22 protein-coding genes are annotated in these 20,703 nt (G+C 64.4%); 9 read left to right on the top strand and 13 right to left on the bottom strand.

Translation table 11 applies throughout. The annotated features are described in order from the left end of the window. Nucleotides 1-16: 16 nt before the first annotated feature. From FJ492_RS18670 to FJ492_RS18645, 6 genes are all read left to right on the top strand, one after another. A complete protein-coding gene (locus tag FJ492_RS18670) occupies nt 17-931 on the top strand; it encodes a sugar phosphate isomerase/epimerase (protein WP_140771452.1) in 915 nt (304 codons plus the stop codon). Between the two features lie 91 nt (nt 932-1,022). Continuing rightward, entirely contained in the window at nt 1,023-2,057 is a 1,035-nt protein-coding gene (locus tag FJ492_RS18665; protein WP_140509491.1) for an ABC transporter substrate-binding protein, read from the top strand. A gap of 178 nt (nt 2,058-2,235) precedes the next feature. Then, nucleotides 2,236-3,780, top strand: coding sequence for a sugar ABC transporter ATP-binding protein (locus FJ492_RS18660; RefSeq protein ID WP_140771450.1), 1,545 nt, complete (start codon nt 2,236-2,238; stop codon nt 3,778-3,780). Beyond that, entirely contained in the window at nt 3,777-4,748 is a 972-nt protein-coding gene (locus FJ492_RS18655) for an ABC transporter permease (RefSeq protein WP_140771448.1), read from the top strand. The genes FJ492_RS18660 and FJ492_RS18655 overlap by 4 nt, the downstream gene beginning before the upstream one ends. 178 nt (nt 4,749-4,926) lie before the next feature. Next, nucleotides 4,927-5,907 carry an ABC transporter permease gene (locus FJ492_RS18650; RefSeq protein WP_140771446.1) on the top strand — a complete coding sequence of 327 codons (981 nt, stop codon included), beginning with the start codon at nt 4,927-4,929 and terminating at the stop codon, nt 5,905-5,907. Between the two features lie 57 nt (nt 5,908-5,964). Continuing rightward, nucleotides 5,965-6,939 carry a nucleoside hydrolase gene (locus FJ492_RS18645; protein WP_140771443.1) on the top strand — a complete coding sequence of 325 codons (975 nt, stop codon included), beginning with the start codon at nt 5,965-5,967 and terminating at the stop codon, nt 6,937-6,939. A 148-nt stretch (nt 6,940-7,087) separates the two neighbouring features. On the opposite strand, the gene FJ492_RS18640 is transcribed toward FJ492_RS18645, so the two are convergent. The 7 genes from FJ492_RS18640 to FJ492_RS18610 form a co-directional block, all read right to left on the bottom strand. Then, nucleotides 7,088-7,396, bottom strand: a complete 309-nt coding sequence (locus tag FJ492_RS18640; RefSeq protein WP_140509481.1) for a DUF1236 domain-containing protein — start codon at nt 7,394-7,396, stop codon at nt 7,088-7,090. Between the two features lie 69 nt (nt 7,397-7,465). Then, nucleotides 7,466-7,687, bottom strand: a complete 222-nt coding sequence (locus FJ492_RS18635; RefSeq protein ID WP_140771440.1) for a hypothetical protein — start codon at nt 7,685-7,687, stop codon at nt 7,466-7,468. Nucleotides 7,688-8,464: 777 nt separating this feature from the next. Continuing rightward, nucleotides 8,465-9,067, bottom strand: coding sequence for a cupin domain-containing protein (locus FJ492_RS18630; RefSeq protein WP_140771437.1), 603 nt, complete (start codon nt 9,065-9,067; stop codon nt 8,465-8,467). A gap of 114 nt (nt 9,068-9,181) precedes the next feature. Next, on the bottom strand, nt 9,182-9,472 hold the full coding sequence (locus tag FJ492_RS18625) for a DUF982 domain-containing protein (RefSeq protein ID WP_140509472.1): 291 nt from the start codon (nt 9,470-9,472) through the stop codon (nt 9,182-9,184). Between the two features lie 94 nt (nt 9,473-9,566). Continuing rightward, nucleotides 9,567-9,791: a hypothetical protein gene (locus tag FJ492_RS18620; RefSeq protein WP_140752770.1), complete on the bottom strand. Its 225-nt coding sequence runs from the start codon at nt 9,789-9,791 to the stop codon at nt 9,567-9,569. A 60-nt stretch (nt 9,792-9,851) separates the two neighbouring features. Next, nucleotides 9,852-11,483, bottom strand: coding sequence for a chaperonin GroEL (groL, locus tag FJ492_RS18615; protein WP_140509470.1), 1,632 nt, complete (start codon nt 11,481-11,483; stop codon nt 9,852-9,854). Between the two features lie 57 nt (nt 11,484-11,540). Next, nucleotides 11,541-11,855, bottom strand: coding sequence for a co-chaperone GroES (locus tag FJ492_RS18610; protein WP_015316962.1), 315 nt, complete (start codon nt 11,853-11,855; stop codon nt 11,541-11,543). Between the two features lie 341 nt (nt 11,856-12,196). Between FJ492_RS18610 and FJ492_RS18605 the strand changes: the two genes are divergently transcribed. Further along, nucleotides 12,197-12,475: an usg protein gene (locus tag FJ492_RS18605; RefSeq protein ID WP_027146349.1), complete on the top strand. Its 279-nt coding sequence runs from the start codon at nt 12,197-12,199 to the stop codon at nt 12,473-12,475. 103 nt (nt 12,476-12,578) lie between these two features. On the opposite strand, the gene FJ492_RS18600 is transcribed toward FJ492_RS18605, so the two are convergent. Together FJ492_RS18600 and FJ492_RS18595 are read right to left on the bottom strand one after the other, a co-directional pair. After that, nucleotides 12,579-14,081 (bottom strand): ATP-binding protein, encoded by a 1,503-nt coding sequence (locus FJ492_RS18600; protein ID WP_140771435.1) that lies wholly within the window; start codon nt 14,079-14,081, stop codon nt 12,579-12,581. A gap of 337 nt (nt 14,082-14,418) precedes the next feature. Further along, nucleotides 14,419-15,129: a glutathione S-transferase family protein gene (locus FJ492_RS18595; protein WP_140771433.1), complete on the bottom strand. Its 711-nt coding sequence runs from the start codon at nt 15,127-15,129 to the stop codon at nt 14,419-14,421. A 198-nt stretch (nt 15,130-15,327) separates the two neighbouring features. Here FJ492_RS18595 and FJ492_RS18590 point away from each other — a divergent pair, with 198 nt between their 5' ends. Beyond that, nucleotides 15,328-15,636: a hypothetical protein gene (locus tag FJ492_RS18590; protein ID WP_027146346.1), complete on the top strand. Its 309-nt coding sequence runs from the start codon at nt 15,328-15,330 to the stop codon at nt 15,634-15,636. 15 nt (nt 15,637-15,651) lie between these two features. Here the strand turns inward: FJ492_RS18590 and FJ492_RS18585 are convergent, their stop codons facing one another. The 4 genes from FJ492_RS18585 to FJ492_RS18570 all read right to left on the bottom strand — a co-directional run bounded on the left by FJ492_RS18585 (nt 15,652) and on the right by FJ492_RS18570 (nt 19,578). Continuing rightward, nucleotides 15,652-16,482 carry an aldo/keto reductase gene (locus FJ492_RS18585; protein ID WP_140752774.1) on the bottom strand — a complete coding sequence of 277 codons (831 nt, stop codon included), beginning with the start codon at nt 16,480-16,482 and terminating at the stop codon, nt 15,652-15,654. A 170-nt stretch (nt 16,483-16,652) separates the two neighbouring features. Further along, nucleotides 16,653-17,276, bottom strand: a complete 624-nt coding sequence (locus tag FJ492_RS18580) for an Asp/Glu racemase (RefSeq protein ID WP_246676066.1) — start codon at nt 17,274-17,276, stop codon at nt 16,653-16,655. Nucleotides 17,277-17,653: 377 nt separating this feature from the next. After that, nucleotides 17,654-18,286 carry a PQQ-binding-like beta-propeller repeat protein gene (locus FJ492_RS18575; protein ID WP_140771429.1) on the bottom strand — a complete coding sequence of 211 codons (633 nt, stop codon included), beginning with the start codon at nt 18,284-18,286 and terminating at the stop codon, nt 17,654-17,656. A 71-nt stretch (nt 18,287-18,357) separates the two neighbouring features. Further along, nucleotides 18,358-19,578 (bottom strand): helix-turn-helix domain-containing protein, encoded by a 1,221-nt coding sequence (locus FJ492_RS18570; RefSeq protein WP_140771428.1) that lies wholly within the window; start codon nt 19,576-19,578, stop codon nt 18,358-18,360. Nucleotides 19,579-19,891: 313 nt separating this feature from the next. On the opposite strand from FJ492_RS18570, the gene FJ492_RS18565 reads away from it, so the two are divergent. After that, nucleotides 19,892-20,638: a thioredoxin family protein gene (locus FJ492_RS18565; RefSeq protein ID WP_140771427.1), complete on the top strand. Its 747-nt coding sequence runs from the start codon at nt 19,892-19,894 to the stop codon at nt 20,636-20,638. Nucleotides 20,639-20,703: the final 65 nt, after the last annotated feature.

Below are 20,703 nucleotides of genomic sequence, written 5' to 3'. Positions count from 1 at the left end.
GGTCAGGGGAGGCATGATGAAACTTGGACTGCTCACCGCACCGTTCGCGGAGACGCCGCTTGGCGAGGTCGCCGGCTGGGCAAGCTCCGTCGGCTTCGAGGCCTTGGAAATCGCCTGCTGGCCGAAAACCTCCGGCGCGACCCGCCGCTATGCCGGCACCAGCCACATCGACGCTGCCGGCACGTCGGCCTCGCAGGCAAAAGAGATTGTCGCCGCGCTGGCGGAAAAGAACATGTCCATCTCCGGCCTCGGCTATTATCCCAACCCGCTGCATCCCGATACCGCGCACCGCGAGGCGGTCATCGGCCACCTCAAAAAGGTCATCGTGCTGGCCGCAAACATGGGTGTCCCAGTGGTCAACACCTTCTGCGGCGGCGATGCGACCAAGACCGTCGACGTCAACTGGCAGGACGCGCTGAAAGTCTGGCCTGAAATCGTCGCCCATGCGCGCGACCACGGGGTAAAACTCGCCTTCGAGAACTGCCCGATGATCTTCAGCTATGACGAATGGCCGGGCGGGCACAACATCGCCTACTCGCCGCAGGTCTGGCGCCGCATCCTGGAGAGCTGGGGCGGCGATGTCGGCATGAATTTCGATCCGTCACACCTGGTCTGGCAGATGATCGACCAAGCCCGCTTCATCAGGGAATTCGGCGCCTACATGCTGCATGTCCACGCCAAGGACCTGATGATTGATCATGATGGTTTGTACGAGCGCGGAATTTTGTCAGCCGGCATAGGCTGGCAGGTGCCGCGCATGCCGGGGCTGGGCGATGTCGACTGGAGCGGCTTCTTCTCCGGCCTCTATCGCGCCGGCTATGAAGGATCGGTCATCATCGAACACGAGGACAGGCGATTTGAAGGCAGCGACGATCAGGTCAAGCGGGGCTTTCTGCTCGCCCGCGACGTGCTGCGTCCCTTTGTCAAGTGACGGGCATAGCGGGCCACTTGACTCTGTTTGTGAGTGGCGCGGCTTAACGGATTAAAACTGAACTGAAAAACAAATGTGGAGGAAGACTGAAATGAAGAAATATCTGACCATCGTCCCGCTGCTTGCCAGCGCGGCCCTGCTGGCCTCGGTGGGTGTGTCGTCCGCCGCCGGCAAATACACGATCGGCATTTCCAACACCGTGCAGGGCAATGGCTGGCGCGAAGAGATGGTGTGCGCCATGAAGGCGCAGGCGCTCGCCTCCGGCGAAGTGACCAAGCTCAACATCGCCCACCGCAACACCGATGCCGCCGGCCAGCTCGAGGACATCCGCAACCTGATCAGCGCCAAGGTCGACGCCATCGTCGTCAACCCCGCCGATCCGGCCGGCATCAAGGCGGGCCTGGAAGAAGCCACCAAGGCCGGCATTGTCGTCGTCGCCGTCGACCAGGCGGTCACCGAACCGTCGGCCTACATCATTTCCAATAACCAGGAACAATATGCCTATCTCGGCGCCAAATGGCTGTTCGGACAGATGGGCGGCAAGGGCGAGGTGTTTTATATGCGCGGCGCAGCCGGTGCGTCCGCCGATAGCGATCGCGACAAAGGCTTCAAGAAGGCGCTGGCCGAATTCCCCGACGTGAAGGTCGCGCAGGAAGTCTTCACCGGCTGGCAGCAGGACCAGGCCAAGCAGCAGATGCTGTCGTTCCTCGCGACGGGCACGCCGTTCAACGGCGTCTGGACCTCCGGCATCGACAACGTCATCGTCGACGCGCTGGTCGAATCGCAGGCGCCGCTGGTGCCCATCGTCGGCGCCGACAATGCCGGTTTCGTCGGCCAGCTGAGCTCGGTCAAGGGCCTCGTCGGCGCTGCCGTCACCAACCCCGGCTCGATCGGCGGTGCGGGTGTAACGCTCGCCCTGCAGATCCTCGACGGCAAGAAGCCGGCCCAGCAGACCGTGCTGGTCGACCCGCAGCTGTGGGACAACGCCACCGACGAAGGCAAGGCCAAGCTGAAGGCCGCCGCCGACCCGTCGCTCAGCCCGGAATGGCCGGTCTCGATCTCGATCCCGGACTGGACGACTTACACCAAGGACCAGATCGTCGCCTGCAAGGGCCCGGGGGAGTAAGCCGGGTTTGAATTACCTGACGAGGACGGCGGGTCGCCTCCTCGTGATGCGAAGGTCAGCGTTCTACGTCGCCCCCCTCTGTCCGGCAGGACAGAGGGGGGCCTCGTAGAGTGCCAACCTGTCAAAAGCAATTGAGCTCCTTCAAACATCTGAACAGCTTCACCGAGAACCACACGATTTGTCCAATCTCCTCCTCGACGCCACGGGCGTCGCCAAGAATTACGGCGCGGTTGCCGCCTTGCGTAACGCGTCGCTCTCCGTCCTGCCGGGCGAGGTGCACGCCTTGATGGGCGCCAATGGCGCCGGCAAGTCGACGCTGGTGAAGATCCTGACCGGCGCCATATCAGCCAATGCGGGCCGCATCCTGATCCGTGGCGAGGCGCGCGACATACGCTCGCCCGCCGCCGCGCGGCGCGCCGGGCTTTTGCCTGTCTACCAGGAGCCGTCGCTGATCCCCGATCTCGACGTGCTGTCCAATCTGCGGCTGACCGGCACGCCGGTCGAGCCGTTCCGCGCCTGGGTGCGCGAGCTCGGCATTCCTGACCTCGACCTGCGCGACACCGCGCGTGACATTCCGCTGGCCGTACTGCGCGTGCTCGACCTCGCCCGTGCGCTGGCCGTCGAGCCCGACGTGCTGCTGCTCGACGAGATGACGGCGGCACTGCCCGCCAACCTTGCCGAAAAAGTGCTGGAGGTGGTGCGCCGCCAGGGCGACGCCGGCCGCGCCGTGATCTTCATCTCGCACCGCTTTGTCGAAATCGCCGCACTATGCGACCGCGCCACGGTGCTGCGCGACGGCGCAACCGTCGGCGTCGTCGACATCGTGCCGGGCGTGGAAGAAAAGATCGTCGAGCTGATGCTCGGCACCCGCATCGTCAAGACCCATGTCGCCGGCCGCAGCGCCAGCGAGAAGGCCCGCCCCCCTGCCCGCCCGCGCATCGCCGTACGCAACCTGCGCGTCGGCACCAAGCTCAGCGACGTCTCCTTCGACCTCGGGGATGGCGAGGTCGCCGGCGTGGTGGCGCTGGAAGGCCAGGGCCAGGACGAGCTGTTCGCCGCCCTTGCCGGCTCGATCAAGCCATCGGGCGGCACGATCGAGGTCGACGGCAGCCCAGTGAAATTCGCCCACCCGATCGACGCCATCCGATCGGGGATCGCCTATGTGCCGGGCGACCGGTCCGAGGCGCTCGCCATGCAGCGCTCGGTGCGCGAGAACATTGCGCTCCCCTTCAGCGCCGCCCTGCGCAACTGGGGACCGATTGCCATGCGCAAGGAGCGCGCCACGGTCCAGAGCTCCATCCAGCGCCTGCAGATCGATACTCGCGCCCAGGGCGAGGTGCAACGCCTCTCCGGCGGCAACCAGCAGAAGGTGACCATCGCCCGCTGGATCGCGGCGGATGCCCGCACCATCCTGTGCTTCGACCCGACACGCGGCATCGATGTCGGCACCAAGCAGGAGATCTATAAGCTGCTGCGCGAGCTCGCCGGCAATGGCAAGTCGGTGCTGTTCTACACCTCCGAACTCGAAGAGGTGCAGCGCGTCTGCGACCGCGTCATCGTCATCTTCGGCGGCCGCCTCGTCGATGTCTTCCCTGTCGAGGAAGCGGATGAACCGGCACTGATGCGCGCCGCCTACGGCCTGCCGCGCGGCGCCAAGGCCGATATCGGCATTTTGGCCGATCCCACCGCCAACACCTCCGATGCGCCGGAAGCGACGCCATGAGCCATTTCCTGCGCCGCCAGGGCTGGGTAACAGGCCTGTTTGCCCTGCTGATCGTTCTGTTCATCGCGACAAAACTGATCCAGCCCGGCTATGGCAGCGGCGATTTCGGCTCGCTGGCGCGGGCCGTGCTACCCTACGCCTTTGCCGTCGCCGCGCAGACCGTTGTCGTCATCGCCGGCGGCATCGACCTCTCGGTCGCCGCCATGATGGCGCTGACCAGCGTCACCGCCGCCTCGATGATGAACGGCGCCTCGGAGGAATACGCCCTGTTCGTGGTGCCCTTCGTGCTCGCCATGGGTTTTGTGCTGGGCGCGCTCAACGGCCTGCTCATCGTCGTCACTCGCGTGCCCGACATTGTCGTTACGCTCGCCATGCTGTTCGTGCTGCAGGGCGCCGCCCTTCTGGTGCTCGGCGCGCCGGGCGGCGCGGCCGCCGAATGGCTGAAGGCGCTGATCTCGGGCACCGTGCCGATACCGGGCCTGCCTGATACCATCGATGCCTGGCTGCCCAAGGCGCTGCTGGTGCTGGTCGTCTGCCTCTGGGTGATCTGGATCCCGCTCCGGCGCTCGCGCCTCGGCCTTTCCATCTATGCCATCGGCTCGAGCGAACTTGCGGCGTTCCGCAGCGGCGTGCCTGTCGCCCGCACCAGGGTCATCGCCTACGCATTGTCGGGCCTGTTCGCGGCCATGGGCGGGCTGGCGCTGACCATGAGCACCGGCATCGGCGCGCCCATCCCCGGCCCCTATCTGCTCGCCAGCGTCGCCGCGGTCGTGTTGGGCGGCGTAGCGCTCGGCGGCGGCAAGGGCGGCCTGCTCGGCCCCATCGTTGCCGTCTTCGTGCTGCGCCTGGTGCGCACCGATCTCACCTTGCTCGCCATCGACCCCAACGTCACCGCCATCATCGAAGGCCTGATCATGGTCGCCGTGGTGATGTTCGGCGCGTTTATTACGATGAGGGAGCGGCAATGATGAGTAGACATGAATTGACGCGCAGCGCTCTAGGGCGCCCCCCTCTGTCCTGCCGGACATCTCGCCCTCAAGGGGGGAGATTGGCAGCTTTGGCGCCTCGCTCATTCTTGCAACGCCGGGGGCGCCGTAGGGCACTACCCTCGCAGAACACCACCCCATCGCGAGCAGGAGCCGCGCCATGAGCACCACCGCGATCACGCCCGTTCCCTTCGGCCGCCGCCTGAAGCGTTTCATGGCCGACCGGCCCCTCATCCCGCTGATCATCCTGCTGGTCATCCTGGTGGTGATCCTGCAGATCCTGCGCCCCGGCATCGTCAACGAGCGCTGGATCGCCAACACCATCAAATTCGCCATACCGCTGGCGATCCTCGCCGGCTGCCAGACCATGACCATGCTGACCGGCGGCATCGACCTTTCGGTCGGCACGGTGGCGACGATGAGCGCCTTCATCATGGCGACGCAAGTGGTGAACCAGGACCCGGCGGTGGCTTTCCTGCTGGCGATGCTGCCGGCGGTGCTGATCGGCCTCGTCAACGGCATCGGCGTCGGCGTGTTCCGCGTTCACCCGCTGATCATGACGCTGGGCACCAGCCTGATCGGCACCGGCTGCCTGCAGGTCTATCAGCGCACGGTGATCGCGTCGGGCGCCAAAATCCCCGACTTCCTCGCCTGGCTCGGCACCGGCGTCACCTCCGGCTTTCCCAACGCCCTGCTGCTGTTCGTGCCGCTGGCCGCCCTCATCGTCTTCACGCTCGCCCGCACCGGTTTCGGCCGCCTGCTCTACGCCGTCGGCGACAATGAGCGCGCGACCCGCCTCTCCGGCGTCCAGTACTGGCAGGTCATAACAGCGCTCTACATCTCCTCCAGCATGCTCGCCGGCATCACCGGCCTGCTCTATATCGGCCTGATCAAGGCCCCTTCGCTCTCGCTCGCCGAGCCGCTGGTGCTGCCTTCGGTGGCGGCGGCCGTCATCGGCGGCACCTCGATCTTCGGCGGCCGCGGCGGCTACACCGGCACCATCATCGGCGCGCTGATCCTCACCGTGCTGACCACGCTGCTCACCATCTTGCAAATGCCGGAAGGTGCGAGGCGGATATTGTTTGGGCTGATCGTGCTGTTCGTGACGGCGGCGTATTTGCGGATTATCGAGGAGCGGTAGCGGGCATATCCGGGCCGCTCGACAATAATCGCCGCAGGCGACAAGGGAGATGCCATCATGGAAAAAATCATCCTGGACTGCGATCCCGGGCACGACGACGCCATCGCTATCCTGCTCGCTGCGGGGAACCCGAATATCGACCTTCTCGGCATCACCACGGTTTCGGGAAACCACAATGTCGAGAACACCACGCGCAATGCCTTGGCCGTATGCACTGCCTACGGCATCAAGGTGCCGGTGGCGAAGGGCTCACCCGGCCCGCTCATCGGCGACCAGGTGCTGGCCGTCGAAATCCATGGCGATACTGGGCTCGACGGCCCCGTCCTGCCGCCCGCCTCGTTCGAACTCGACAAGCGGCATGCCGCCGACTTCATCATCGACACGGTCATGGCGCACGAGCCGAAAACCATCACGCTCGTGCCGGTCGGTCCCTACACCAACATCGCGCTCGCCATCCGCAAGGATCCACGCATGATCGGGCGGGTGAAGCGTGTCGTCGCGATGGGCGGAGCCTACACACGCGGCAACATCACGCCGGCGGCGGAGTTCAACGTCTATGCCGACGCGGAGGCCGCCGACGTCGTGTTCCGCGCCGATTGGGACGTCACCATGGTCGGGCTCGACCTCACGCACCAGGCGCTGGCCACTCCGGACCTGCAAAACAGGGTGCGCGCGGTCGGCGGCCCGATTGCCAGGTTCATCCTCGATATCTGGGAGTTCATAGCGACCACGCATGGAGGCCTCCTGCAGATCGAGTATCCCGCCATCCATGATGCATGCTGCGTCGCGGCCATGATCGACCCGACCGTCTTCACCACCGAGAAGGCCGATATCCGCGTCGAGATTGCCGGCCGGTGGACCAAGGGCATGACGGTCTGCAATTTCGAGAAGATGGGCGGCATGCACCATTTCGGCGGCACGGCAAGCGAGCAGGTCGACTTCCGCCATACCGTGGCGATGAAGCTCGACCATCCGAAATTCTGCGACCTGATCGTCGATGCGCTCGAGCGCCTGACCAAAAGCAAGGCATGACGCCTCGCGTTGCCCGCAGACCTGGGCGGGTGACACGCAGCCCCCCGCGATATTCATAGGGATGAAGTGGCTCCCCAATAGTAAACCCGCCGTGCCATTTGCGGCGACGGCGGGCCGTCCCCTGCCGATCAGGGGCTAACTACCGGCATCACTCGATGATCTGCACGACTCTGCGTGTATCGGGGTCCACCAGGACCGCATGATCTCCGACGACGGTATATTTGTACCTGACGTCGGGGACGTCTATTGTGTGAAGCTCGACAGTGTCGGGGAGAGCGGAGCCGACGTTGAGTTCGACACCGAGCAGGCTGACCGATGCGAGCTTTTGTTTGTGGATGTATTCGCGAACGACCGTCTGCTGCTCAGGCTTGAGAACTACGACGTCTCCCGCGTAGGAAGCGCCAATTCCACCCACAAATGCGACTGCGGCGACTGCGCCGGCAAGATATCTTTTCATGACAAGTCCTTCTTTGTTGTGAATTGAGAAGCGAATGCCAGAACTATTCTGGCCTCTACTGCCGCCGCATCAGCCACCATTGGCCGGTGCTGCGGGCTTCGCCGGCGCTGAAGTGGCCGGGGCTTCCAGCTTTGGCGCTTCAACCTTCACGTTGATGTCCTTTCCGCCGCCATGGATATTGATGACACCGGTAAATATCAGCAGGACCACGATGGCGATGATTGCAAGAACAATAGCGACCGCAGTGCCGCCGCCACCTCCAGAATTAACAACAGTTGGGCCGTCAGCCATGGCTTTCTCCTCTCCTATTCTTGAGTTGTCACCGATGAGCAACGACTTCCGCTGCATTGCGTTCCCCGGCAAGGCTTAGGTCCAGGAAATGATCCGACTGAAGTCTTATGGCGCAACCCAATGTCTTGCCCACACGTTACTATTGCCGGTCGCCCACCCTCACGGATGGAGCTGGACTGCCGGATATTTTGAGAGCGAGGCAAGCAGTGACATCAGCCCAGAGACCGATTACCCGCGACGACAATCACCCCGCAAATGACAATGATGCTCAGGTTCCGGAAATGCCTCCGGTCCCGCACGTCTCTTTGAGTGACGACGCCAATATTGCCGATCTTGTCAGGCGAACCGAGCGCTTGGCCATTGCGGTTGTCGTGGGAATGGCGATCTGCCTGGCCCTTATCCCTGTGATATATGTTGCCCTGACCTACGGAATATAGATCATATAATCCGGCGTCTTCCGCCTTTCGAGGCAGGCGCAATCTCTTCACCACCTGCTGTATCCATGCTTTGCTCCCAATATTTGCGCCTGGCTGCCGGGCATGTTTTCCGCACGCCGTGGTCAACCCGGAGAAGCCTGGACTGAAAAAAGAACCCGCCCGGCGTTAACCGAAGACGGGCGCTCTCCGTTTATCAGTCCAATGAAGCAATCGACGCCTACCGACCTCCAATGGCCGAGAGCGTTCCACCGATGTGATGCTGTTGCGTCGATCTGCTCGGGCGCTCGTGCCGAGGCAGGGCTTGCGCCAATGAGTTTTGCTCTCCTGGGCTTCTGCGAATTCAGTCTTTCTTCCACGCCGCCAGCAGCGGGCCTTTGCTTCCGTAGACCGGGTCCTTGCGCGGCCGGTCGACCCTGGGGATCATCGCCACTGCCTTGGCGTGCTCGGCGGCGGTCGTGCATTCGTCATAGGTGCCGGATGGCGGATAGGCGCCAACCACGAGAAAGTCGTCTGAGGCGGAGATGCGCTGATGCCCGGTGCCGGCTGGCAGAACCGCGACATCGCCGGCCTTCAGCGCCAGCGTTCGTCCCTTCTTGCCGCCGAACCGGACTTTCGCCGTACCGCGCGCCACGCCCAGCACTTCGTGGATGCGCGAATGGTAGTGGACATAGTCGTAGATGCCGTTGCGCCAGCTTTCCCCCCAGCCATTGGCCGAGAAAAGCTCCTCCATGACGGCCGCGGGATCGAAGTCCTCCGGTAGCGTGACGGCACCGCGATAAACCACCAGCGGCCAGGACGGATGGTTGGGCACCAGGCCATCATCCCCAAACCTGAACTCGTTCGATTTTCGTGGCCTGACAAGATCGGCCGCGTGTTGCCTGTCCGGTCTTGCGGCACCGGTCACCTGTTCGGCTGCTTTCTTGATGCTTTGCAGGATGCTCATGACGTCGCCTCGCCTCGGGGAACCCAACGCTGATCAACCTGCGTGGCCGTCGCTTGGTTCCCGGCGCCCGCGAAGCCGGGAACCGATCGCCGCACATCGGACGGACCTGCCGCCTCACCCCGCATGCATCTCATTGCCCATCGCGGCGGCCGGCGAAACCGCATCCGGCAGCAATATGTCGTTGCGGCGTGCGAAGGTGACCAGCGTCGCCCGCACCGTCTCCGGGTCGATCTCACCGGCGATGCCCGCCTTGCAGGCATTGAGGGCGATGGCATGGGCGCCGTTGCGGCTGACGGCGGGCCAGTCCTGCAACAGCACGTAGGCTTCCATCACGCTTTCGATCTTCCTCGGAAAGCCCATTCCGACCAGAAGGGTGACCGGTTCTTCAAACTGCCCGCGATTCATGGCTTGTGGCTCCTTTCGATTGTGCAGGCCCTGCGGCGGACCGAATACCGGAAAGCGCCCGCCGCGGACAGGGTGATTGGCCGCCCTTTGGCGTTCAGCCGCTAGCCGATGTCTCGGACTCCTCCGACACCTGTTTCGCCGCCAGGAACATCAGGGTCGCGGCAGCGGTGCGCCGCTTCCAGCCGGCGGCTTCGGCCATGTCGAGCAGTCCCGCCAGCAGCGGCTTCAGCACGCTGCGGCATTCGGTTTCATAGGCCAGGAACTCCTTTGCCTGATATGTCGGCGCGGGCACGGGCCCAAGGCCAGCCATTGCATCCATGTCTCTCTCCCTCAACTGATGCCCGCTCCCTCGAGGGGAGCGGGCGGACTGACCGGGACCTCAGAAGTCCATCCCGGCGCCGGCGGGCATCGCCGGAGCGGCGGCTTCCTTCTTCGGCTTCTCGGCCACCATCGCCTCGGTGGTCACCAGAAGGCCGGCGACCGACGCGGCATCCTGCAACGCCGTGCGCACCACCTTGGCCGGATCGATCACACCCTGGCCATAGAGATCGCCGAACTCATTGGTCTGGGCGTTCCAGCCCCAGCCGAATTCGCTCTTCTCGCGCAGCTTGCCGACGATGATCGAGCCTTCCGCACCAGCATTTTCGGCAATCTGGCGAACGGGCGTCTCGATGGCGCGGCGCACGATCTCGACGCCGGTCTTCTGGTCGGCATTGTCCGTCTGGACAGCATCGAGCGCCTTGCTGGCCCGAAGCAGCGCGACGCCGCCACCGGGCAGCACGCCTTCTTCGACGGCCGCGCGGGTCGCGTGCAGGGCATCGTCGACGCGGTCCTTGCGCTCCTTGACCTCGACCTCGGTCGAGCCGCCGACGCGGATCACCGCGACACCGCCGGCGAGCTTGGCCAGCCGCTCCTGCAGCTTCTCGCGGTCATAATCGGAGGTGGTCTCCTCGATCTGGGCCTTGATTTGCGCGACGCGGCTCTGGATCTCTTCCTTGCGCCCGACGCCGTCGACGATGGTGGTGTTTTCCTTTTCGATCACCACCTTCTTGGCGCGGCCCAGCATCTCCAGCGTCACATTCTCGAGCTTGATGCCGAGATCTTCCGAAATCGCCGTGCCGCCGGTGAGGATGGCGATATCCTCCAGCATGGCCTTGCGGCGATCGCCGAAGCCCGGCGCCTTGACGGCCGCGACCTTGAGGCCGCCGCGCAGCTTGTTGACGACCAGCGTCGCCAGCGCCTCGCCCTCGACATCCTCGGCGATGATCAGCAGCGGCTTGCCCGACTGCACCACCGCTTCCAGCACCGGAAGCAACGCCTGCAGGTTGGAGAGCTTCTTTTCATGGATCAGCACGTAGGGCTCTTCGAGTTCGACGCGCATCTTGTCCTGGTTGGTGACGAAATAGGGCGAGAGATAGCCGCGGTCGAACTGCATGCCCTCGACGACTTCGAGTTCGGTCTCGGCGGTCTTGGCTTCCTCCACGGTGATGACACCTTCATTGCCGACCTTCTCCATCGCCTCGGCGAGGAAGCGGCCGATCTCGGCGTCGCCATTGGCGGAGATGGTGCCGACCTGTGCGATCTCGTCGTTGTGGGTCACCTTGCGGGCGTTGGCCTTCAACTCGGCCACGACAGCCTCCACCGCCTTGTCGATGCCGCGCTTCAGGTCCATCGGGTTCATGCCCGAGGCAACGGCCTTGGCGCCTTCCTTGACGATCGCCTGAGCCAGAACGGTCGCGGTCGTGGTGCCGTCGCCGGCAATGTCACTGGTCTTGGACGCGACTTCGCGCACCATCTGCGCGCCCATATTCTCGAATTTGTCCTCGAGTTCGATTTCCTTGGCGACGGTGACGCCGTCCTTGGTAATGCGTGGCGCGCCGAACGACTTGTCGATGACGACATTGCGCCCCTTGGGGCCGAGCGTCACCTTCACCGCATTGGCCAGGATATCGACGCCGCGCAACATCTTCTCGCGCGCTTCGGTATGGAATTTTACCTCTTTGGCAGCCATTGGATCACTCCTCTATCTAGGCAGCATTCGTTGACTGGTGGATTTTCGAAGAACCCGTCAGGCGGCCTTCTTCACTTGCGCGGTCTGTTCGATCACGCCCATCACGTCGCTTTCCTTCATGATGAGCAGGTCCTCGCCGTTGAGCTTGATCTCGGTGCCGGACCATTTGCCGAACAGGATACGGTCACCGACCCTGACATCCAGTTCGGTCAGCTTGCCGCTGTCGTCACGCGCGCCGGGACCGACGGCGATGACTTCGCCTTCCTGCGGTTTCTCCTTGGCGGTATCGGGAATGATGATGCCGCCGGAGGTCTTTTCCTCGGCCTCGATGCGGCGGACCAGGATACGGTCATGCAATGGACGGAACGCCATGTCGTTCTCCTCTTGGGACAAACAGGTTTGAGGTTCCTCCGCACCGGACCGGCAATTGGACCGGTGCGGGGTGCGGCGACCCTTTGTCAGGCATCGCGCGCGCATATCGAGCTAGTCTTGCCATTTTTGGGTTTCAAGAGGTCGGCCAAAAAATTTTAGCACTCACCCTGAGAGAGTGCCAACCGGCTGTTATCGCGTGGTTATTCTGCCTCGCGCCGGGAGCTGCCGCTTGAAGTTCCGCCGCGGTCCAACAAAATATCCGCGGCGGCGCGATCGCGGGCGCCGGAACCGCTCGCCCGCTCAGGGAGTTGGTTGAAGACGGCCGCCGAAAGGAGACATGAATGGTTGAAAATGTCAGCAAGGAGTTCCGCCTCCAGATGGAAGGCTATGGCCTGACCACGGCTCAGATTCATTATCATCTGCCCGACCATCCGAGCCTGCTGCAGCTTTATGTCTGGCAGGACTACGACCTGGCGCCGGAGTTCCCCGAACTCAAGGGGTTCCTCTCCTATTGGGAGCGCGAACTCGAGGGACCGCTTCACTCCGTCCGCGTCGCCCACCACCGGCTGATCACCCCATCGGAATGGCGAGCCATCGAGGGCGTCATCACCATCCAGTAAAGCGTCCTCGCACGGCTGACTCTCACCGGAAACAGATAAGCGACCGGCCGGTCTTGCCAGGATGCCTGCATGACGGCCCGAGGTTGAAAACTTCATAGCTCTCTCACAGGGCCAGGCTCCCCTGCTCCGCCTCCTCGGCACTGGGGTCGCCGGGCGCCGTGGCCCAAGCGAGTTCGACCAGCGTCACGGTGCGCCGGCCGGCGCCGTCGAACTGGCAGACGATGAGACCCTGCTCCTCGATATAGGTGAGCAGCCGCCGGGCCCGGCGCATGGAGTGCGAGCCATAGGCGCGGGCGATCGCGCCATCGCTCGGGCACGGCCAGCCCTCCTTCGCCGCGCGCGCGATCATCATGAACACGCCCTGCATGTCCTCCGGCAGCAGAGAGGCGCGCACCGAGACGTCGCGCCACACATCGTCCTCGCTAGTTTCAGACCCCAGCCCGGCACGGGCGCGCGTCAACATGCGGCGGAATGCGGGCAGATCAGGCACGACCGAGGCGAGACCCTCGATGCGGCAGCGTACGACGAACTCCTGGTAGAGCACGCCGATCACGCGGAAGCCTGCGTCAGGTTGTGCAAGAATAGCGCGCAGCACCCGGTCCACGCGCTCGCGCCGCTCCGCCAGATCCTCGGCGCTGATTTGCGGCTCCGCCGGTTCGGGGCGGATGTCGCGCGGCGCCGATTTCGCCGCCATCAGCTGCTCCAGCAGGTCCGGCGACGCCACCCGGCGTGGCGTGCGCATCGTCTCCGGCGGCGGGGCGGCCAGGATGATGGCGCGGGCATCCTCGAGCCCCGCCTCCGGCAGCGGCATCAGCCTGGGCGTGCCGTTGCGCGGGCTGGTGTCGGTCGGGCCGATGCGCAGGCCGAGCGGCCGTCGCGACAGCGCCGGCCCCAGCGCCATGAACTGCCCGCGCTCCAGATCGCGAAAGGCTTCCGCCTGCCGCCGCTCCATGCCCAGGAGATCGGCGGCGCGCGCCATGTCGATATCGAGGAAGGTGCGGCCCATGAGGAAGTTGGAGGCTTCCGCCGCGACGTTCTTGGCGAGCTTGGCCAGCCGCTGCGTGGCGATGATGCCAGCCAGCCCCCGCTTGCGGCCACGGCACATCAGATTGGTCATGGCGCCGAGCGAGAGTTTGCGCGCCTCGTCCGACACCTCGCCGGCCACCGCCGGCGCGAAAAGCTGCGCCTCGTCGACCACCACCAGCATCGGGTACCAGTGGTCGCGCGCGACCTCGAACAGCCCGCCGAGAAAGGCGGCGGCCCGCCGCATCTGGTTCTCGGCATCGAGCCCTTCCAGGTTGAGCACGGTCGAGACGCGATGGATACGCGCCCGCTCGCCGGCCGCCTGCAGCCCGCGCTCGGTATGCTCCTCGGCATCTATGACCAGATGGCCGTAGCGTTCGCCCAGCGAAACGAAGTCGCCTTCGGGGTCGATGATGGTCTGCTGCACCCAAGGCGCGCTCTGCTCCAGGAGCCGCCGCAACAAATGCGACTTGCCGGAGCCCGAATTGCCCTGCACCAGAAGGCGGGTCGCCAGCAATTCCTCGAGATCGAGCTTCGCCGGGTCGCCCGCCGTGGTGTGTCCCATCTCGATCGCAACGGTCATGCCAGACTCATCAGCTCCTTCGCAGACGGGCTTATCAACCCGATCGCGGCCCGTCGAGCGTGGGATGGCCGGCGATTCGCGTTGCGCACAGCCGAGAGAACGACGACGTGGCCGCGATGGACGGCCGAGACCGGCGGCCCGGCTGCCGTTTACAGCCCTGACCTGTGGATAGTAACCACTTGTTCACCATGGGCTGGTGTTCCGATTGCGGACACCAGGCATCCGCCTAACCTGACCCTGCATCGTGCCCCAACGTGATGCACCCAACGCCCCCAAATGGCGGCCGGCGTCTTCAAGTTTCTCTCCAAATGTATACGCCGGTCGCCACCCCTTTCGGTTACAGCCTCGGTGCCGCCTCATGCGGCTCGATCTGTCCTGGGACTGGCGGCAATCGCGGCGCTTCCAGACCCTCGAAGGGATCACGCCAGGCGTCGATGGCTTCAAGCCGCCCGTACCAGCGGGTGAGCGCGGGATAATCACCAAGCGGCAGCCCAGCGACGTCGTTGAACGGCAAGAACGTCGCCATGCGGAAGTCGGCATAGGAGACTGAATTGCCGACCAGCCATGGCTGGTCGGCAAGCACCGCCTCCAGGATCGCGGCGGCCTTGGGGAATTCTGCAAGTCCCTCCGCGACTTTTTCCCGATCGATCGGCCCGATGTGATAGCGCTGCTTGGTGCCGCGCTCGAAATGCACCATGTCGCAGGCCCGCACGAAATTCTCCTTGCCCCAGCTCAGCCAGCGGATCATGTCGGGCTCATCCTCGCCGGTGCGCCAAAAATCCGAACCCATGTCGCGCGACAACCGGCAGGCTATGGCGTCGGCCTCCCAAAGGCTGCCGCCCGGCCACGCCAGTATGGGGAGGGAAAGGTTGGGATTGAGCGGCCGGAATCGCTCCGCTTGCCCCGGCGCGAACGGCGACGCGAATTCGAAGGTCACTTTCGCCCCGAGATGACGCGCCACCGCGACCCCCAGGCGCGGATTGGGGTTGCGGCTGAAGTACAGTTTTGTTTCCACCCCAGCCGGCGTCGGCTCGACCTTGTCCCTCATGAATGCCTCTCCTTGTTCCGGCGACCATCGCCAGATCAAGGACGGATGCGGCTGGTGCAATCCTACAAATCTTACATTTCCCGCGGACCGGGCGGAACGAGCAGCCCATCGAAACAGGAAGGGTCGTGCAAAGTTTGGGTTGACCGCCTCCGACGGCGAGGCGACACTTCATCCCACAGCAAGGCAGGAGGAAAAACGATGGATGAGCCCGACCGCTGGCGCCACATGTCCAGCGCGCCAAAAGACGGCAGCCGGATACTCGTTACGGTCCGCCCGTCCGAACAGGGGCCAGCGGAAGTCGACCTCGCCTACTGGTCACGCGCCGATCAGTTCGGCGAGGAAGGCTGGCGCGCCTCCGATTCCTCGCCCGGCCGCGTCGTCGAATACGCCGAGCCGGAGCTGAAGTGCTGGATGCCGATGCCCTCGGCCAATCTCAGCCGGGGCGCCTCGATGCCGGCGCCATGGGAAGGCGACGACGCGCAACAGCTGGACGGCTCGGGGATTTAACGCCGCTTGGCACGCTCAGAACAAAAAGGAAGCCGTCGCCGGATTCGGCCCGTTGCGGCCGTCGGCCGCATCCATGCCGCCGATCGTCTCCAGGTCCTGCGCGTCCAGTTCGAAATCGAAGACGTCGAAATTGGCCGCGATACGGTCCTGGCGGACCGATTTCGGGATGACGATCAGCCCTTGCTGGAGATGCCAGCGGATCATCGTCTGCGCGGCGGACTTGCCATGTTTGCGGGCAATGCCTGATATGGTCGGATCGCTCAGCAGGCGGCCGCTGCCCAACGGACTCCAGCTTTCCGTATGAATGTCGTGCCGGGTGTGAAACTCCCTGAGCGCGCGCTGCTGGAAGCGCGGATGCAACTCGACCTGGTTGACGACTGGTGTCACGCCCGTCTCGCCGATGATGCGTTCCAGATGATCAGGATTGAAATTCGAGACGCCGATCGACTTGATGCGGCCGGCCTGCTTCAGTTCGACAAGCGTCTTCCACGCCTCGACATATTTGTCCTGGCTGGGCACCGGCCAATGGATCAGGAACAGGTCGAGCTGCTCGACGCCGAGCTTCTGCATCGTGTCGTCGAAGGCACGAAGCGCCGCATCGCGCTGGTGGGCGCCGTTGCGCAGCTTCGAGGTGATGAACAACTCACTTGCCGGCACGCCGGCGGCGCGGATCGCCTCGCCGACGCCTTCCTCGTTCTGATAGCCCTCGGCAGTGTCGATCAGCCGGTAACCGGCCGCGATCGCCCAGCCCACTACCTGCGCGGTGATGTCGTGATCGACTTGCCACACGCCAAGGCCAAGCTGGGGAATGGCGGCGCCGTCGTTCAACGTGATCTGTTCGGGCATGATCTGGTCCTTTTGCGGGGGGATGGTCCAGCCTATCTAGGCCCGACATCGCGCAACGGCCAGTCGATTGGGGAAAATTCGCGGGTGGCTACGACAGCAATGAGTACAACCTGTCCGACATTAGACAAATCTAAATGAGTTCGGCGGCGACAGGCGGTCGTTTCTTGTGGCTACCCGACCAATTCGAGCGGAATGTCTACGCCGATCTGTCCGAGCATACGTCGGAAGGCCGGCAATCCGTAGTTCTCATCCTCTGTCACCAGTCCCTGGATTAATCCGGTGCCTATAGTTCCTTCCCCGATCGCAGCCACGACCCTCTCCGCTGGGTCCAAAAACTGGCATTCCGGACGGGCGGCTTTAAAGAAAGAGCGCAACCACGGCAGATGCGTGCTTGAGAGGGTTAGAACATCGATCGGTGCGTCTTGGCGGAAAATCTCGTCAACGAAGGCCGTCACAGCGGTCTGGGTCTCGGCGGGCGAGAAGAGAAACGAGCCACTCTCGACAAGCTCCACCAAGGGTGAAGCGTTGATCAGGGCGACATTCTCAGGCTTGGCGGCATGCTGTTGAACAAAGCGCTTCAAAGCCTCGCTCTGGATCAGAGAACCAACGCCCATGATGCCGACATGGCCACTGGCTGACGTAGCAAGAGCTTCCTGCAGCGGCGGGAACACGCCGAACAGCTGCACGGAGCTATATTGCCTGATCTGATCCAGCACCATGATGGATGGTGCGTTCGACGCGACAACGATGGCTGATGGGTTGTAGCTCTCCAGAAAGGTGATCGTCTTGCGCATGATAGCAAGGAGCTGTCCACGCCCCTTATTTCCATAGGGAAAGCTCGCACGATCTGCGAAATAGACAATGTCCTGCGCAGGAAGTCGCCTCTGTATCTCGGTCACTATAGCGTAACTGCCGATTCCGGCGTCAAAAACGGCAACAGGGTTGTGCACGGGCAATTCCCATTGAAGTACCAAGTGCCCGAGTGGGCCTCTTGGGTTGAGATTGTCAACCTAGGAAGGAGAAGGAGACATTCCGGATCAGCGCCAGCCCCTCTGAACAGTTCAGTGGCCGCAAAATCCATCGGCCTAGGCTGGGATTAATGTAGCACAACGACGGCGGGAGGTGTCCAGCTACCGGGACAGTGCCGCTCTGTCCTGTCGGAGATCGGATGTCACCGAGGCCGGCGCACCGCCCTCACCACGCCGGCATTTCCGCTGCCGCAGAACAGTCGGTCGGCGCCATCGGATTCCAGCCCCGAGATGCCCATGCCGGCAGGCATGTCGAGCTTCTCCAGGACCTTGCCCGTCCGTGGGTCGACGCGGCGCAGATCGCTTTCGTCGCCCTCCCAGGTGGCGTGCCACAATTCGCCCTCGACCCAGGTCACCCCGGTGACGAAACGGTTGGATTCGATGGTGCGCAGGATCGCCCCGGTCTCGGGATCGATCTGGTGGATCTTGCGCTCCCGGTGCTGCCCGACCCACAGCGTGCCTTCAGCCCAGGTCAAACCGGAATCGCCGCCGTTGCCGGGTGCCGGAATGGTGGAAAGCACCTCGCCCGTGTCGGGATCGATCTTCTGAATGCGGTCCTTGGCGAGCTGGAAGAAATGCCGGCCGTCATAGGCGGTGCCGGCGTGAGCCGCGACATCGATCGAACGCAATGCCTGCCCGCTCTCCGGATCGAAGGCGTTAAGCCTGTCGCCCGAGGCGAACCAGACGTTCTTGCCGTCAAAGCTCACCCCGGCCACCGTCTTGGCACCGGGAAAGGGTCCATATTCCCTCAAAATTTCGGCCGCTGAATGTTTCATCTCTTGATCCTTTAGTGTGGTCGTCATCCCGCTGACCTTTGCGGGCCGGCATCACCTGAATATCAACACACTTAGCCGTTTGGCAGCGGCGCCGGGAGTAACAAGGTGGTCGTGAAACCCGCCACCGGCGGCGTCATCCAGCGGCGCGCCCGGCCTTGGCCGAAGGACTGGACCTTACCGGCCTCGGCAAGCGGATCGAGCGCCCGTTGCACGCTGCGCTGGCCGGTTCCAAGTGCCAGCGCCAGGGCCGAACTCGACCAGGCCTCGCCGTCGGCCAGCAAGGCCAGCACGGCCGCGTGCCGCTCCTCGATCGGCCGCGCCAGCACCATCACCGCGCGCGCCTGGCGCGGCGCCAGCGTGAAGCCATGCTTGGTGGCGCTGATGCCGGCCAGTGCGCGAAGCTCTGCGCGTAGCCGCCCGATCTCGACGCGCAGGCGCGCGCGATGGGATTCATCGGCATGCCTGCCGCCGAAGGCCCGCGCCACGAGGTCGCCCCGCGACACGTCCCCGGGCCAGGCTTCGGCGAGCGTCCGCGCCAAGGCGAACAGCACAGGCCGGCTTGCCAGCGAAACCGTGGTCCGCCCAACCCGCACGGCGTAGCGGAAAGCATCGACGACCAGCGCCGGCGATCCCTGCAACGCCTCGACCTCTTCGAGCAGCAGCGGCTGCTCCCTGCCCTGTGCGATCAATCGCGCCGCGGGTGTCTCCAGTGCCTGCCATGCGCTGTCGACCTCCGCGATGAGGCCGGGAATGCCGGCCTTGCGGGCGGCATGGCGCGCCCACTCCAGCGCCGCGCGTGCCGGCCGGGTCCGCAGGCGCCGCATGGCGATGCCGGCGACGGCGAGCTCGTGCGCGGCCCTGGCCGCCGGCGGAAGCGGCGCCGGGTCGAGCCCGGCCAGCACATGCTCGGCCTCGTCGAGGCGGCCGATCAGGAGCAGGCGGCGCACCTTGAGGTGGCCGGCATGCGCCGCGTTCAACCGGTCGCCGTGCTTTTCCAGCGCCGTGCGGGCCGCGTCGAGCGCCTTGGCCGGCCAACCGAGATCACGCGAGACCAGCGCGATCTCGGCCTCAGCGACGACGCATCTGGCGCGCGCGACCGCCTCTTTCGGGCTGAAGGCGCGCGCGGCCCGCCGCAACAAGAGCTTGGCGCGATCGAAGTCGCCGAGCTGCGCCATGGCGATGCCGCGCAGCGCCAGCGCCGGCGCATCCTCGCGCAGGGCGACGCGGTCGAGCGCCCCAAGCGGATCGCCGGCCGCCAGCGCCAGCGCTGCCGAGGTGATCAGCGAGTCCATTCAAATCCCGTCACACTTGTAACTCCCACCTAGGCACCGAGCCGCCCTAACTTACGTCAGTACCGTCAACCAGCAAGTCGGCCCAGCAAGTCGGCCCAGCAAGTCGGCAATGACGGCACGCATAGGAGACACAAAAGATGCCTGCTTCCACCGACCTCGACCTCGACACGGCCAATGAGACGGCCAAGCACGTAGCACGCCACCCCTGCTGCGCCGGACCGGATCTCTTGGATTCCGCCGCGCCCGCAGCACCCCGACCTGCCCAGCCAACACCACACCGCAACGACGCCACGACTGGCAAAGGAGAAGACCAATGACCATGACGATGAAGACCCCGCCGATCGTTTCACGGCAAGATTGGGAAGCCGCGCACCAAAAGATGCTGGTGAAGGAGAAGGCGACGATGCGCGCCAGGGACGCGCTGTCGGCCGAACGCCGGCGCATGCCATGGACGGAAGTGGACAAGGCTTATGTCTTCGAGGGTCCCGACGGCAAGGTGAGCCTGCTCGACCTTTTCGAAGGCCGCCGCCAGCTGATCGTCTACCGCGCCTTCTTCGAGCCTGGCGTCTATGGCTGGCCGGAGCACGCCTGCCGTGGCTGCTCGCTCGGCGCCGACCAGGTCGGCCACCTCGCCCATCTCAACGCCCGCAACACCACGCTTGCCTATGCCTCGCGCGCGCCGCAGGCCGACATTGTGCGGCTGAAGCAACGGATGGGCTGGGAGATGCCCTGGTACACGATCACCGACAGCTTCGACAAGGATTTCGGCGTCGACGAATGGCACGGCCACAACGTGTTCATTCATGATGGCGACCGCATCTTCCGCACCTATTTCATCAACAACCGCGGCGACGAGGCGTTGGGCACCGTCTGGAGCTATCTCGACGTCACACCGCTCGGCCGCCAGGAGGTCTGGGAAGACTCGCCCGAAGGCTACCCGCAGACCCCGCTCTACAGCTGGTGGAACTGGCACGACAACTACGAAGCCGGAGCCGACCAGAAATGGGCCGAAGTGTCCGCCGCCGGCGAAGCCGCGTTCCGCGACAAGGCCAACCAGTAACCGGCGCAGGCCTGTCCAGCCTGGGTTCCTCTCCCGCCTCCGGCAGGGGCTGAGGAACCCAGGTC

This window comes from Mesorhizobium sp. B2-5-4 (genome assembly GCF_006441095.1).
Lineage (GTDB): Bacteria > Pseudomonadota > Alphaproteobacteria > Rhizobiales > Rhizobiaceae > Mesorhizobium > Mesorhizobium salmacidum.
This window is presented reverse-complemented; position numbering and strand designations above follow the sequence as displayed.

Coding starts and splice junctions, on each gene's coding strand:
- FJ492_RS18570 (WP_140771428.1), bottom strand. CDS start 19,578: ATGGACTCGCTGATCACCTCGGCAGCGCTGGCGCTGGCGGCCGGCGAT.
- FJ492_RS18605 (WP_027146349.1), top strand. CDS start 12,197: ATGGTTGAAAATGTCAGCAAGGAGTTCCGCCTCCAGATGGAAGGCTAT.
- FJ492_RS18655 (WP_140771448.1), top strand. CDS start 3,777: ATGAGCCATTTCCTGCGCCGCCAGGGCTGGGTAACAGGCCTGTTTGCC.
- FJ492_RS18645 (WP_140771443.1), top strand. CDS start 5,965: ATGGAAAAAATCATCCTGGACTGCGATCCCGGGCACGACGACGCCATC.
- FJ492_RS18585 (WP_140752774.1), bottom strand. CDS start 16,482: ATGCCCGAACAGATCACGTTGAACGACGGCGCCGCCATTCCCCAGCTT.
- FJ492_RS18600 (WP_140771435.1), bottom strand. CDS start 14,081: ATGACCGTTGCGATCGAGATGGGACACACCACGGCGGGCGACCCGGCG.
- FJ492_RS18670 (WP_140771452.1), top strand. CDS start 17: ATGAAACTTGGACTGCTCACCGCACCGTTCGCGGAGACGCCGCTTGGC.
- FJ492_RS18665 (WP_140509491.1), top strand. CDS start 1,023: ATGAAGAAATATCTGACCATCGTCCCGCTGCTTGCCAGCGCGGCCCTG.
- FJ492_RS18595 (WP_140771433.1), bottom strand. CDS start 15,129: ATGAGGGACAAGGTCGAGCCGACGCCGGCTGGGGTGGAAACAAAACTG.
- FJ492_RS18650 (WP_140771446.1), top strand. CDS start 4,927: ATGAGCACCACCGCGATCACGCCCGTTCCCTTCGGCCGCCGCCTGAAG.
- FJ492_RS18610 (WP_015316962.1), bottom strand. CDS start 11,855: ATGGCGTTCCGTCCATTGCATGACCGTATCCTGGTCCGCCGCATCGAG.
- FJ492_RS18565 (WP_140771427.1), top strand. CDS start 19,892: ATGACCATGACGATGAAGACCCCGCCGATCGTTTCACGGCAAGATTGG.
- FJ492_RS18575 (WP_140771429.1), bottom strand. CDS start 18,286: ATGAAACATTCAGCGGCCGAAATTTTGAGGGAATATGGACCCTTTCCC.
- FJ492_RS18590 (WP_027146346.1), top strand. CDS start 15,328: ATGGATGAGCCCGACCGCTGGCGCCACATGTCCAGCGCGCCAAAAGAC.
- FJ492_RS18620 (WP_140752770.1), bottom strand. CDS start 9,791: ATGGATGCAATGGCTGGCCTTGGGCCCGTGCCCGCGCCGACATATCAG.
- FJ492_RS18625 (WP_140509472.1), bottom strand. CDS start 9,472: ATGAATCGCGGGCAGTTTGAAGAACCGGTCACCCTTCTGGTCGGAATG.
- FJ492_RS18630 (WP_140771437.1), bottom strand. CDS start 9,067: ATGAGCATCCTGCAAAGCATCAAGAAAGCAGCCGAACAGGTGACCGGT.
- FJ492_RS18640 (WP_140509481.1), bottom strand. CDS start 7,396: ATGAAAAGATATCTTGCCGGCGCAGTCGCCGCAGTCGCATTTGTGGGT.
- FJ492_RS18580 (WP_246676066.1), bottom strand. CDS start 17,276: ATGCGCAAGACGATCACCTTTCTGGAGAGCTACAACCCATCAGCCATC.
- FJ492_RS18635 (WP_140771440.1), bottom strand. CDS start 7,687: ATGGCTGACGGCCCAACTGTTGTTAATTCTGGAGGTGGCGGCGGCACT.
- groL (WP_140509470.1), bottom strand. CDS start 11,483: ATGGCTGCCAAAGAGGTAAAATTCCATACCGAAGCGCGCGAGAAGATG.